12 protein-coding genes and 1 pseudogene are annotated in these 13,991 nt (G+C 39.5%); 12 read left to right on the top strand and 1 reads right to left on the bottom strand.

Going from position 1 to position 13,991, the window contains the following annotated elements; translation table 11 throughout:
• The first annotated feature begins 10 nt into the window (after positions 1-10).
• The 7 genes from ACIQXU_RS12515 (at position 11) to ACIQXU_RS12485 (ending at position 7,287) form a co-directional block, all read left to right on the top strand.
• Positions 11-880, top strand: coding sequence for an isocitrate lyase/PEP mutase family protein (locus ACIQXU_RS12515; RefSeq protein ID WP_402989738.1), 870 nt, complete (start codon positions 11-13; stop codon positions 878-880).
• 17 nt (positions 881-897) lie between these two features.
• A complete protein-coding gene (locus ACIQXU_RS12510) occupies positions 898-2,310 on the top strand; it encodes an FAD-dependent oxidoreductase (protein ID WP_402989735.1) in 1,413 nt (470 codons plus the stop codon).
• Positions 2,311-2,328: 18 nt separating this feature from the next.
• Positions 2,329-3,063, top strand: coding sequence for an SDR family NAD(P)-dependent oxidoreductase (locus ACIQXU_RS12505; RefSeq protein ID WP_402989732.1), 735 nt, complete (start codon positions 2,329-2,331; stop codon positions 3,061-3,063).
• A gap of 19 nt (positions 3,064-3,082) precedes the next feature.
• Positions 3,083-3,529 (top strand): GlcG/HbpS family heme-binding protein, encoded by a 447-nt coding sequence (locus ACIQXU_RS12500; RefSeq protein ID WP_402872423.1) that lies wholly within the window; start codon positions 3,083-3,085, stop codon positions 3,527-3,529.
• A gap of 4 nt (positions 3,530-3,533) precedes the next feature.
• Entirely contained in the window at positions 3,534-4,913 is a 1,380-nt protein-coding gene (locus ACIQXU_RS12495; RefSeq protein WP_402989729.1) for an FAD-dependent oxidoreductase, read from the top strand.
• A 139-nt stretch (positions 4,914-5,052) separates the two neighbouring features.
• Entirely contained in the window at positions 5,053-6,360 is a 1,308-nt protein-coding gene (locus ACIQXU_RS12490; protein ID WP_402989726.1) for an MFS transporter, read from the top strand.
• 84 nt (positions 6,361-6,444) lie between these two features.
• Positions 6,445-7,287 carry an aspartate/glutamate racemase family protein gene (locus ACIQXU_RS12485; protein WP_402989723.1) on the top strand — a complete coding sequence of 281 codons (843 nt, stop codon included), beginning with the start codon at positions 6,445-6,447 and terminating at the stop codon, positions 7,285-7,287.
• 215 nt (positions 7,288-7,502) lie between these two features.
• Here the strand turns inward: ACIQXU_RS12485 and ACIQXU_RS12480 are convergent.
• A pseudogene (locus ACIQXU_RS12480) lies at positions 7,503-7,913 on the bottom strand (amidohydrolase family protein); the annotation flags it as partial.
• 518 nt (positions 7,914-8,431) lie between these two features.
• Between ACIQXU_RS12480 and ACIQXU_RS12475 the strand changes: the two are divergent.
• From ACIQXU_RS12475 to ACIQXU_RS12455, 5 genes are all read left to right on the top strand, one after another.
• Positions 8,432-8,656, top strand: coding sequence for a hypothetical protein (locus ACIQXU_RS12475; RefSeq protein ID WP_402989721.1), 225 nt, complete (start codon positions 8,432-8,434; stop codon positions 8,654-8,656).
• A 14-nt stretch (positions 8,657-8,670) separates the two neighbouring features.
• Positions 8,671-9,189 carry a hypothetical protein gene (locus ACIQXU_RS12470; protein WP_402989718.1) on the top strand — a complete coding sequence of 173 codons (519 nt, stop codon included), beginning with the start codon at positions 8,671-8,673 and terminating at the stop codon, positions 9,187-9,189.
• A gap of 71 nt (positions 9,190-9,260) precedes the next feature.
• Positions 9,261-9,677, top strand: a complete 417-nt coding sequence (locus ACIQXU_RS12465) for a hypothetical protein (RefSeq protein ID WP_402989715.1) — start codon at positions 9,261-9,263, stop codon at positions 9,675-9,677.
• A gap of 34 nt (positions 9,678-9,711) precedes the next feature.
• Positions 9,712-10,008, top strand: coding sequence for a hypothetical protein (locus tag ACIQXU_RS12460; RefSeq protein WP_402989712.1), 297 nt, complete (start codon positions 9,712-9,714; stop codon positions 10,006-10,008).
• Positions 10,009-10,030: 22 nt separating this feature from the next.
• Entirely contained in the window at positions 10,031-13,681 is a 3,651-nt protein-coding gene (locus tag ACIQXU_RS12455; protein WP_402989709.1) for a copper oxidase, read from the top strand.
• Positions 13,682-13,991: the final 310 nt, after the last annotated feature.

Genomic DNA, 13,991 nt, shown 5'->3' with positions numbered 1-13,991 from the left:
GATGAAGTACATGCTTAAGACAGAAAAATTTTATCAATTATTACAGCAGCAAGAGACACTGTTATTACCAGGCGCATATGACGGTATGACAGCTCGGATATTAGAAGAAGCAGGTTTTGAAGCGATTTATGTGACAGGAGCAGGCATTGCCAATGCGCAACTTGGCTGGGCGGATGTGGGATTAACGACGTTAACAGAGATTGCACAAGTTGTTTCATGGATGTCCGATATCACTAAGGTTCCATTAGTGGTAGATGCAGATACTGGATTTGGAAATTCTATTAATATGCAACGAACTATAAAAATATTAGAAAAGGCAGGGGCCGCTGCCATTCAAATTGAAGATCAAGTCATGCCAAAGAAATGTGGCCATTTTAATGGTAAAGAAGTGATTTCTCAAGAAGAAATGATAGGGAAAATACATGCAGCTCTTGATGCGCGTCAAGATGAAAGATTGGCAATCATTGCACGGACGGATGCACTGTCTGTGTTAGGTTTTGATGAAGCAATCAAGCGTGCTAATGCGTACAAAGAGGCTGGTGCTCATGCCATTTTTATCGAAGCTCCACAAGAATATGAACAGATTGTAGAAATTCCAAAATTAGTCACAGGCATTCCACTTATTTTGAACTTGGTAGAAGGGGGAAAGACCCCTCTATTTTCTCAAACGGAAGTACAAGAAATGGGTTATCGCGTTATGCTTTGTGCCAATACGGTTTTACGTGGTGCCATTAAAGGAGTAAAAGATGCAGTGAACGTTTTAAAGCAAGAACAGTCACAGAAAAATATAGCACCATATATTTGCTCATGGGAAGAACGTCAAGAATTATTTAAATTACATGAGATTAATAAAATGGAAGAAAAATATTCTGAAAAGTGAGAAAGTGGTGAATGCACATGGATGAAGTAAATTATGATCTTGTTATTGTTGGTTGTGGAGCAGCTGGAACAGCAGCTGCTTTAGCCGCAGCGGAAGAGGCAAAAGCTCAAAACCAATCACTCTCTATTGCAATTTTAGAACGTGCGCCATTTGAAAAACGGGGTGGGAATACCCGTTGGACTGCTGCATATATGCGAATGGAAAACATTGATACACCGGCACCTAATTTGGTAGGTGACATGCGTGATTTTTCGGATAATTTAATTGATCTCGAATATGCTGAAACATTGAAAAATGAGGCAGGGCCAACGTTACGATGGGTTGAATCCAAGGGGGTTGAATTTGATTTCTTACCTACAATGTTTTTAACCGCTTCCCGGCCACGTTTATTACCAGTGGGGGGAGGTAAAGCGATTGTTGATACGTTAAGTTTACGCGCTCGTGCTTTAGGTGTCGAAATTATATATGAGGCTACAGCTTGGGACTTAACCCTTGATGATACAGGAGCTGTAAATGGACTACATGTACGTGTATCTGATGGCAGTAGCATCTACTTGAAAACAAATGCCGTAATTTTAGCGGCAGGTGGATTTCAAGGCAATAAAGAAATGATGGCTCAATATGTGGGGAGAGATGCACACAAAATCCCTCCGGTTTCAGAAGGTGGCTTGTTTAATAAAGGAGAAGCTATTCGAATGGCGATGCGAATTGGTGCAACAGGAAACGGTCAATTCGATTCCTTTCATGCAGAGCCGGTAGACCCTAGGAGTAAGCGTGAGGAAGCGGCTGTTATGTTATTTCCATACGCAATTTTGGTGAATCAAAATGGTGAACGCTTTACCGATGAAGGTGTATCAACAATTGATGAGCAGTACGAAGAAGTAGCACGCAAAATCTTTTATACATGCGAAAATCATGTTGCCTATATGATTACAGATCAAAAGATGTATACGATTCCAAATTATGAAGAGGCCTTACAAACCGATAGGCCACCAATTGTTGCGAATACCATCGAAGAGTTAGCCGACAAAATCAATGTAAATCGTGAAAACCTGGTGCAAACGGTAGATAATTTTAACGCTGATTGTCCAACTGGGGAATTCATTTATGACAAAGTAGATGGTTTAGCGACGACGACATTAGCTTTAAATAAATCGAATTGGTCGATTCCTATTAATGAGGGGCCGTTTATTGCTTATCCCATACATTGTTGCAATGTATTTACAAACGGCGGGCTTGCAACAGATGTCGAAGGTCGCGTGTTAACAGGTGATGCAGTACCGATTCCTGGTTTATATGCTGTTGGTGAAACGTCAGGCATATATTATGGAAAATATCCAGGCGGTACATCCGTATTGCGCTGCTTAGTATTCGGACGTCGTGCGGGTAAACATGCCGTGTCGTATATAGATAGCTATCAAACGATTTAATGAAGGAGGAGGTCTTAAATGGAACTAGAGGGAAAAGTGGCACTTATAACAGGTGCCAGTAAGGGGATTGGGAAAGAAACCGCCATTTTACTGGCTTCCTACGGAGCAAAGGTGGCCATTTGCGCCCGAGATCTGCAGGAATGTGAAAACGTGGCAGAGTTTATTCAAAACACTTATGGCACGGAAGCAATTGCCGTTTCATGCGATGTAGCGAATGAAGAGGAAGTGGAGGCGGTTGTAGAGAAGGTTAGGGAACAACTTGGGAAGGTTGATATTTTAGTTAATAATGCAGGAGCAATGCTTTTAAAACCTTTTACTGAAACATCGACTTATGAGTGGCAAAGGATGTTTGATGTGAATGTGCATGGCCCGTACTATTTCTGCAAACAAGTTGTAAAGGAAATGAAGCAAAAAAATGATGGAGTTATTGTGAACATTTCATCTATATGGGGTACTAAAGGTGGTCCGGATCGCAGTGCTTATATCACTTCAAAACATGCTGTAATCGGTTTTTCGAAAGCATTGGGAGAAGAATTAAAACCTTATGGCGTGCGAGTGAATGCAGTATGTCCGGGACCTGTCGACACGCAAATGACCGCAGCACTAGGCGGAAATATCAATAAGGCAGGATGGCTGCATCCCATCGATATAGCCTATGTAATCGTGGATTTAGTTTTACCAAAGAGTAAGGCTATATCGGCAACTTCTGTAGAAGCATTTGGTGCTGGAATGCCAGTTGGAATTACAAAATAATGAAATGGGGGAGTTTATAATGACAGAATTGAAACAGGTTTACACACAACAAACAATTACATTGGATTTGGCTAAGGAGATACTTAAAAAGGCAGAAGAGAAAGGGAAAGAGTTAGGCATGAACTTTGCGATTTCTATCGTGGATAAAGCGGGAAATTTAAAGGCGTTTTCTGCTATGGACGGTACGCCTGTCTTGGCATTGGAAATCGCTCAAAATAAGGCATTTTCAGCAGCCGCTTATAATCGTGCGACACATGAATGGTATGATCGCTTGAAGGATGATCCACCATTAATGGCTGGATTAGTACATACAAATCGCCTTGTGGTATTTGGTGGAGGATATCCAATCCAGGTAGATGGTGAGTGCGTTGGGGGGATTGGTGTTAGCGGTGGGCATTACACGCATGATATGCAAGTGTGTGAAGCCGGGCTAAGCGTTTTGTTAGCAGCAACAAAGGAAGTATAAGGTAATGAACCAAGTAGATGTGATTATTGTCGGGGCTGGGATGGCTGGCCTATGTGCCGCACTGGAAGCTACCGAGCAAGGATTAAGCGTCGCTATCTTTGAAAAACAAGATACCATTGGGGGCAGTTCCCTTTTAAGCGGTTGTTTTATGGCCTTTGCTGGAACGGATTTTCAAAAACGTCTCGGCATCCAAGACTCAACTCCTAGTTTAATAGAAGATATGTTAACGGTTGGCCAGCATCAAAATGATGAGGCGCTAGTAAAAGCGTATGGAAAACATCAACTGGAAACATATAACTGGCTCGTAGCACATGGTATTCAGTTTCAAGATTGTCAGGCAGTGAGTGGCCATTCTAATCCAAGAGGACATACAATCATACCGGAGCAAGCAATTTACACGCTAAGGAATAAGGCAGTGGAAAATGGAGCTATCTTGTATTTGAATAGTCCTGTAAATCGATTGATCATCAAGGAAGATACAGTTAAAGGTGTGGTATATGGACAGAAAGGTGAGAAAAAAGAATGCTTTGCCAATTCTGGTGTAATTTTAACGACTGGTGGATTTTCTCAAAGTGAAGAGATGCTACATTTATATGCCCCTCAATTAGATGGGACGATTCGCCTTGGAGGGACCGGGAATCAAGGAGATGGATTAAAGTTAGCCGCTTCTGCAGGTGCATGGTTAATAGATTTTCCGAATTTGAAAGGCACATATGGTTTTCATCCAAAATCGACTAATGAGGGAAAGCGCCAAGCCCATACATTCTATAAGGGTGGCATCATTGTAAATGAAGAAGGCAACCGTTTTGTGAATGAATCGATTTCTTACAAATTATTAGGCGATGCAGCATTACAACAAAAACAAAAAACCTTTCAAGTCTTTGATCAAGCAGTTATGAATGAAAGTGTAAAAAACGATGCTCTATATGATTTTGATCTTTTATATTCAGAAAATTTAATAGTGAAAGCAGATTCTTTAGAAGAGCTAGCTCTTATACTTCAATTACCTACTGAAAGCTTAATCCAGACCGTCGCATCGTATAATGATGGGATTGCTTCAGGAAAAGATGTATTTGGTAGAAGAACTTTAACTCATACATTTGGAACGCCGTTGCCAATTCAACAAGCACCATATTATGCCATGGAAACCGTTGCGGCTATGCTAGCGACATACGCTGGTGTACGGGTTAATACCAGAGCAGAAGTCATCAATCCATTCAATGAAGTGATTCCTGGTTTGTATGCGGCAGGTGAGATGGTTGGTGGATTCCATGGAGCAGGGTACATGACAGGGAGTTCTTTAGGGAAAGCGGCCATTTTTGGTAGAGTGGCAGCGAACCAAGCTATAAATAAGTTGAGGGATAAAAAATCATTAACAAAATAAAATGGACGCAGTTGTTCAGCATTCTTTTAAAAAATGGACGTCTGGATGAAGAGCCTCACAGGAGAAAGACATTTACTGGTTTCAGTTATATAGAGACAATTAGTCTTTTGGAAAACCCATTCAGTGGGAGGGAATAGATATGAGCCAGAATATCAACATACAGGAAATAGAAAAAAGTACACTGAAGAAAACAATGGTAAGGATTTTGCCTTTTATTTTGGTTTTGTATATTGTTGCTTTCCTTGACCGGGTTAATATGGGATATGCTGCGTTAGAAATGAATGCTGAACTGGCGTTATCAGCCGAAATGTTTGGACTTCTATCAGGATTCTTTTATATCAGTTACTGTCTATTTGAAGTACCTAGTAATATGATTTTGCAAAAGGTTGGGGCAAAGTTTTGGATCGCTCGAATCATGATTACTTGGGGAATCATAGTCATACTTACTGGTTTCGTTCAATCGGCCGTGCATCTTTATATCTTACGCTTCTTGTTAGGTGTCGCCGAGGCAGGATTTACCCCTGGCATCATTTTATATTTAACGTATTGGTTTCGTGCCCGGGAACGTGGAAAAGCAACTGCAGCGTTTTTTGTTGCCCTCCCATTAGCTGCATTAGTTGGTGCACCACTCTCAACTTGGATTATCGATAAGATAGCTTGGGGTGGGTTATCTGGCTGGAGATGGATGTTTATTCTCGAAGGTCTCCCTGCTGTAATGTTAGGTATAATTGTGCTGTTTTATTTGACGAATCGCCCTGCCCATGCAAAATGGTTAACGAATGAAGAAAAGACATGGTTGGAAGGGGAACTAGAAACGGAAAGAAAGTTAGTTGCAAAACATAATAAAACCTCGCATAGGGGTATGCTGAAAGATTCGAATGTTTGGAAACTGTCAGTATTTAATATTGCAGGATTTGTAGCTGTGAACGGTCTGAATTTCTGGATACCGACCATTATTAAGAATCTTTCTGCGTCCGGTACTTCAAACATGGAAGTCGGTTGGCTTGCAATGATACCTCCATTGGTTGCCATACCTTCGATTTTATTTGTTGGTTGGAATGCGGACAGAACCAATAAGCATAAACAACATCTGGCTGTTTGTGTATCGATTGCTATGGTAGGCTTAATCGGTTGTGCATTTGTTACAACCATACCATTCATGATTTTAATGCTTTCAATAGCTTCCGCAGGACTATATGGAATTTCGGGTTCATTTTATGCTTATTTAACCTTTTTCTTCAGTGAATCTACAGCACCTGTAGGAATCGCTCTCGTAAGTACTCTGTCATCCTTGGGTGGTTTTATTGGGCCGATGGTATTAGGTGTCTTAAATTTACAGCAAGGTATGCTAGTCATTACAGGGTTTATGCTTGTTAGTTTGCTGACGCTCATTACCTTAAATCAACATCATAGAAAGTTCACGATGAATGTTGGCGAGGAAGTATAAACCGATAATAGACTTCGATAGTAATAATGTAACATTCCTTTTTCGTAAATTGCACACGTTAACTACTATTATAGGAGGTAACTTATGAAAATCTGGCATCAAAGTCTAACCAGCATTGAATCAGTCATTCCATATCGGGATGCTGTTTTAAAACATATTGATCGTATAGCCCGTCCGGGAGTAGAGGTTGTGCTCCACGGAATGGAAAAAGAAACCTACCCAACGAATTACCCTGGACACTTTATTACTTATTCTTATCTACAAAACTTGCATCGTGAACAATTTGTTCGCGCGGCAATAATGGCTGAAAATGCTGGATATGATGCCATGTTCATCGGTACAATCCCAGATGTGGGTCTGTTAGAAGCCCGTACATTGGTAGATATACCGGTTATCGGATATGGCCAAGCCTCCTTCCATATCGCCTCCATGCTTGGCGATCGAATCGGTGTTGTGAATTTCCTGGCTCCACTAGCAGATGAGCTTCGTCAAAATGCTGATCGGTATGGTTTAGGAGGGAAGCTCGGACCGATTGTTCAGACAGAGGTTGGTTTTGACGAAGTACTGGCCGGGTTTGAGAATCCAGAACCTGTAATAGCTTCATTTAAAAAGGCTGCTGAAAAGGCCATTGCTGAGGGAGCAGATATAATCGTACCGGGAGAAGGACCAATGAATGTATTCCTGGCAACCCATGGCATATCAAGGATTGGGGATGTTCCAGTGATCGACTCTTTTGCAGCTGGGATAAAGATGTGTGAATCGTTAGTGGATCTTAGGAAGAATTCAGGTGTTTATATGACTCGACGTGGGTTTTACAATTCAAAACCACCTGTAGAAGCAGTAGCAAGGCTTCGTGAACTTTACGGATTGGTTCCTGTTCCGGATTACAAAAACGACCATGGACTCCCAGTAAGAGGAAAACGATGAATCTAGTAGTTGTTGGGGCATAGGGAGAGAGCCAGCTTCAGGTATTTTTAGATAAATTAAAAACGTATGGAAGAGCTTTTTAATTAAGTATACTAGAGAGGAGCTAGACAATTTTATAGGATTTCTAAAAGAAATCAAAAGTTGACAGGAAAGGGTCAATGATCAAAGTGCTAACGTATAGGACGTAGGTTCAAGATGCATCAAGTGTGCGAATCCAATTTCAGAGCTGTGACAATATCGTTGTATCCTGTCATATGACAAGCATGTAGACCCATTTCGACAACACGGATTAAATTCCCATCTCCCAGTGGATACCATGGATCCATAATAGAATCTAGTACAAAACAAACATTAATTTCTGCTTCTAAAAGTTCCTTTAGCCTTGTTATTCCTCTTCGCTCAAGATAGCTGTCAAATCTTTCTTGTAAATGCAAATTAGCCTTCGGAAGTGCTACAAAATTAATATTTGATTGTTTTAGTTTCTTGAAAAGTTTGTATACACAGGCATCATTATAAGAGCTCATTGCGGTTGTATGGCTTGCTGTTACAAGCTCACCCATTCCTAATTTATAAGCTTCGGCAGCTACTGCCTCTACAAATCTTGATTGTTCATCGTCAATCTCATCACTTATTCGGAAATAATTGCAAAGTGAGGATTCATGATTTAAGAAATTTACAATCATCACTTCTTTATGTAAAAGTTAATGTAACAGGTGAATCGAATTCGATAAATACATTATTTCTGGATTGTATACTGAATCTGATTTTATTGGTTATAATTTATGTACTTTGATGGATATTATTGACGGCACTTCTTAAGAAGTAAATCAAAAGTACAGGTATTAATTTTATCTTCAAGACAAGAGAATCGTTTATTTTTCAAGGTAACCTAAACGCAAAAACAAAGTTTATGCTCTGTTTTTGCGTTTTTTACTGTTTCTTTGGTTTTCGTTGCTTGGATATTGTATGTAGTCATTCATCAAGACAATAGAACCCTATCTAGTCCTTATCAATAAATGATAAGGATTGTATCTGTGGTTTTTGGTAATTAGGGAATTAATTTGATGAAAGTAACCATTTTATTAATGAATATTTAAGGGTTTTCACCCATACATTGTTATGAATGAAATGAGGAGGGGGTTGTTTGAAAACTAAGATGCGACTCAGTGATTACATCTCTGATTTAGCGGAAAAAAGAAAGCAGGAGGTTATTAAAGAAAATGATATATATGAAACAACTACAGGTATAACTTCACCTCTTGGAGCCACATCAACTGAAGAAATTAGAATTTTTAATGAATATATGGAGCAAGTGAATTTAATGAATATTACTAAGGCGGCTCCAGAAAAAAAAAAATACTTGTTTTGAGGAAATTTTTCAAAATGAAACGAAATCAACAGGTTGTTATTAATTTGAAAAATGATGATAAAATCATTCAGATGCTTGGAAAGGTGACTGCTATTGGACGCGATTTCGTGATGCTAACCAACTTGAATGAGCGGATATGGCTACCTTATCATGCCATTGAATCAGCTAACCTTCCTACAGGAATACCGAATTTCTCAAGCAGTCATCAGTATTTTATTTTTGATAACGATTTAAGACGAAAGCTGCTAAATAACTTTGGTGAGACGGTGTCTAAGAGAGATGTATTAATTCAGCAATTTTTCGAGGAATCTTTAGCTACAAACTTGGTATCTTGGCGAAAAACGTGGGTGAAAATTCGAACCGATAAAGAAATAGTATTTGGGAAAATTCAGAGTGTAACCCAACAAAAACTAATACTTCTTTTATTTAATGAGAAAATCGAAGTTGATTTAACACATACTACAATTATTCAAAGCATACGGTTCATTAATCTTTTATCGCTTTTAGGGAAGAAACGATTTGGCCTGTTTTAAATAAGAATTTTTTCTTATCTGTGAATAGTTCGCCTGAAGAATGGTGCTTACTTTAAAAGAGGAGGGGTAGCATGAGTGAAAAAAAAAATCGAAATGACGAAAACAAAGATGACAAATTAGATAGAGAGTCGAATGATTGTGATTGCTCTAAGGAAAGTAGTGAAGAAAGTTGTAAGGAGAGTAGGGAAGAAAGTTGTAAGGAAAGTTGTGAAGACGATTTTTTTAGAGAGCTAAATGAATTTATTGGAGAGGAATTGTTAGTAGTAACAGAAACAGCACAACTAAATCTGTTAGGACAGACATTTAGACCGATTTTTGTTGGTCCGTTAGTGGAAGTGGAAGAAGGTCATATTACTCTATTTCCAGTAACTATAAAAATATTAAATGCACCTTTCTTTAAATTTCCGACACCATTATCTATTCCTTTGGAAAAAATCGCTCATTTCACACCAGGTTTTGATAGCGATACAAGGTTTCCACTCGTTTAATAGAGATACTCTGCGGCAAAGGAGGTTTAGTTGAATGAATAATGATTATTTTGATTGTCAGTCGATTAATACAATTCATGATGAGGCACTTGTTAATAATTTTAGAGATGGGATTGGCCTACGAGCTCTCATATTAACGCCATCTTATCCGTTTATGTTTATCGGAGAAATTCTTGATGTTGTTGAGGATGTTGCTAAAATTTGTGTGGAAATAACACAATTTTCCCAGTTGGAAAATCGAAATTGGTTTGTCCATATTCATAACATTGAAGTGTTCTATATAGAGCGGCCTGGAAAACCAAGAATTCCAGAACTAGATGATATGAAGTAAGGCACCAAGAGGAGGGAATATCATGATCAGACGCTATCATGTGGTGGCCATTCCTATCAGAATTGTTGTAAATAATTTTGGTGATCATAATCCAGATGGAAGAATGTATGTATTAAAAGAAAATGAAGCGAAAGTAAAAGAGCTTGTTAAAAAAAATCCATTTAAACCAGTAGAACTTGTGCAGCCTCTTACTATCAGGGCTAATGCTGGTGATACAGTAGAAATCCTTTTTGAGAATCAACTTCCGTTTGCAACTGGTATGCATTTTCAGGAAGCCAGTTATGATGTGTTAACGTCAGACGGAGCGAATGTTGGGTTTAACCCAAGTTCGTTAGTTGAATGTGGAGAAAAGATTCTTTATAGGATTTTAACAGATGTTGATGGCATTTATTTTTTCACTGATCTTGGTAATGTATCTAGTACTGAAGAAGGCTCAAGTATTCAAGGACTCTTTGGTTCGTTACTTGTACAAACAAGAGGTTCTTGGTGGACGGATCCGGTGACAGGTGGAGAGCTGAATAGTGGTGTTTTTGCTGATATTCATCATCCATTTCTACCTTCGTTTAGAGAGTACGCTTGGGTTTTTAATGATGAAATGGAAGTGGATGATTTAACTGGAAATAGAGCTATTAATATTCGTACAAATCAAGAAACAGAATCTTTTCACGGCGTAAATTACCGCTATGAGCCACTTCATAATCGTATTAGGTTGATAGATGAAGGCGTTGTAACTCCTGAAGCCGATGGGGAAGAAGTTCATCATGATTCCTGGGTTTTTGGAGATCCTGCCACACCGATTTTACGTGGATATAAAGGAGATCCTGCGGTTATCCGAATGATACACGGTGGTGCAAAAGAAACACATGTGTTTCACTACCATGTCCATCAATGGTTAAGAGATTCAAAGAATGTGAAATCAGAAATTATTGATGCTCAGGCAATTAGTCCACAATCTCATTATAATGTCATACCATTATACGGTCTTGGAAGCTTACATGGAGCAATTGGAGATGTGATTATCCATTGTCATTTATATCCACATTTTGAAGTAGGAATGTGGGGAATTAATCGAATCTTTGATACGCTTCAAGATGGTAGTCAATGTTATCCTAATGGCGTTCCAATTGCTGCTCTGCAGCCATTGCCTGATCGACCTTGTCCCCCTCGACCGACGAAAGAAAAGCCTGGTTTTCCAAATTTCATTCCCGGAAAAGTCGGTTGTAAAGCACCAAGACCGCCTCTTGGAATCGTTGGTGGTCGCGAAATGACAAATCTTGAAAAAAATGCAGCTGTACCAAACGCGAGACCTGGTGCTGTTTTTGTAGATTCATGTTTAGGAAATCCAGTTGTAGTCGAATTTGATGTCTCACTAATCGAGATGCCCCTTGTTTACAACAAACAGGGATGGCATGATCCGAAAGGAAGGTTATACGTTTTAGATCGGGATCTAGATGATGTACTATCGGGTAAGAAAGAACCAGAGCCACTCGCTCTCCACATTAACGCAGGTTCATGCATTAGGCTAAACTTTACGAATCGGCTGCCACATGTCTTGGATGGTGATGCTTTCCAACTTGTAACGAGAACATATGAAGCTGGTTTTCATATCCACTTTGTTAAGTTTGATGTTCTTGTAGCGGATGGTGCAAATGTCGGTTGGAACTATGACAGTTCCGTTCTACCAGGTGAGACAATACGTTATGAGTATTATGCGGATACAGAATTGAAAGCCTTTTTCTTCCACGATCATTTATTTGCAGTTTCTCACCAGCAACATGGAGTATTTGGCGCAGGAATTATTCAACCTCGCTTCTCGCAAGCTCTCGACTCTTGTACGGGTGAGAAAGTAGATGTAGGAACACAAGTAACCATTACAAATCCATTAATCCCTGATTATCGAGATTTTGCTTTATTTATCCAAGATTTCACTTTATTATTTGATGAAAATGGAAATCCTCTTGCGCCGCCACCATTCCCTGGTTCACAAGAAGATCCTGGTGTGTTTGGGGTTAATTACAAGAATGAACCGCTTCAGTTTCGACTTGGGAAAGATTGTGATCCAGCCTATTCCTTTAGTTCATTTGTGAATGGAGACCCTGTAACCCCAATATTAAGAGCTTATAGCGAAGATCCTATTCGCATTCGCTTATTACAAGGCGCTCATGAGGAGTCGCACACTTTTAATCTACATGGATTAAAGTGGAAGATGGAGCGTCCTAGCAATGATACAACTCTTTTATCCCAACGACATATCGGGATTTCAGAATCGTTTACGTTAGAAATGGATCTTCCGCTTCCAGGTGATTATTTATGGGCATTTGAGGATGAAGAAGATGTCTGGAACGGTACGTGGGGCTTAATACGGGCATTTGATCAGGAAGTAAACGACTTAATACCTTTACCAGATAAACCGCTTCCCCCGCGAAGAACAGAACCATTGCCTGTAAAGACGGGAAAACCGCCTACCCTTGCGAATCCATTATGCACATTACCGCCTGAAATAGCAGATGATCCACCAGTTCGTTGTTATCGCGTTGTCGCATTTCAAACACCGATTATTTATAATTCCTTTGGTGATCATGATCCATTTGGCATTATTTTTGCCCTTGAAGAAGATGTTGAAGATATTCTGTGCGGGAAGAAGAACCCTGAGCCACTCATTTTAAGAGGAAATGTAGGAGATCTTGTCGAGGTTACGCTAACAAGTCAGCTTAAATTTGAATTATTTCCTTTCCCAGATGGAATCCATCCATATCCACCTGTGAAAGAACAAGCATTTTATCCTCCGTCATTGAGGATTTCACTACATGTTAGTTTACTTGATTATGATGTTAAAACATCTAGTGGTGATACAGTCGGTTTTAACCCAGATCAAACTGTTGGACCTGGAGAAGAAATCACCTATCGCTGGCATGTCAGTGAAAATCTTGGAAGCTGTGTCATGTTTGATATGGCTGATTTACGAAATCATCGTTCATTCGGTGCATTTGGAGCTTTTATCGCTGAACCACGCTTTACGACTTATCTAGACCCGATGACTCTTGAACCAGTATGCACAGGTGCTAGTGTAGTTCTTTCTAATCCCCTATTGGGTAATTCTCGAGAATTCGTCCTAATTATGCACGATGGTGTTCGACTCGTTGATAAACAAGGGCAGTTAATTGTTGATCCGCTAGCGGGTGTGATACCAGTTGCAGAGCCTGACGAGGAAGTAGATACGTACGATAATGGTTCGCGAGGTTTTAATTACCGGTCGGAAAGATTGATTAACCGCTTTAGAGAAAGACCGATTTTAAGTGATTTATTTAGTTCAAAAGTTTTTGACGATCCTGCTACACCTGTTTTTGAAGCGTACCCGGGAGAGGGTGTTGTTGTCCGTTTGACACATCCATCTGAACGAAGAAGAGCTCATACGTTTCATATTCATGGACATAAGTGGAAATTTGACCCTAGAGAATTGGATTCCCGATCTGATTCATATGTCGGACATATAGTGCCAGGACATGCGGAAGATTTACTGTTAATTGGTGGTGCAGGTGGAATATTGAATTGCCCTGGAGATTATATGTACCGATCAGGAAATATTCGCTGGGATATTGAGCAAGGAATGTGGGGAATCATCCGTGTCCATGACAAAATTCAAACTCATTTGCCAAGTTTAGATAATATCTAACAAACCAGGGGATGATTCCCCTGGTTTGAAAGGTGGGGTGAAACCTAAGACTTAAGATGAAACATATTCGATTCCTTTATAATCTAGCTTTCTATAAGTTTAATCGATTCAAAAGGAACGATAAGAAATTGATCGCCTTTATTTTTTTTGTCTACATTATTTTTTAATAAAAGCTCTGCGAAATCTGTACCAACCAGAATTAATTTTCCTTCTACTGGCTTTGTTTCACCTTCAATAAAAAGCTTGATGTTACAACCACTTAACTGATCTAACCGAAAGGCTAATCCATTCTTTAATCCACCTAATCTGA

The sequence above is a fragment of the Peribacillus sp. NPDC097284 genome (assembly GCF_044761765.1).
In the GTDB taxonomy this organism is placed as follows: domain Bacteria; phylum Bacillota; class Bacilli; order Bacillales; family DSM-1321; genus Peribacillus.
The sequence above is the reverse complement of the archived record's forward strand: the minus strand, read 5'-3'. Positions and strand labels throughout refer to the sequence as shown.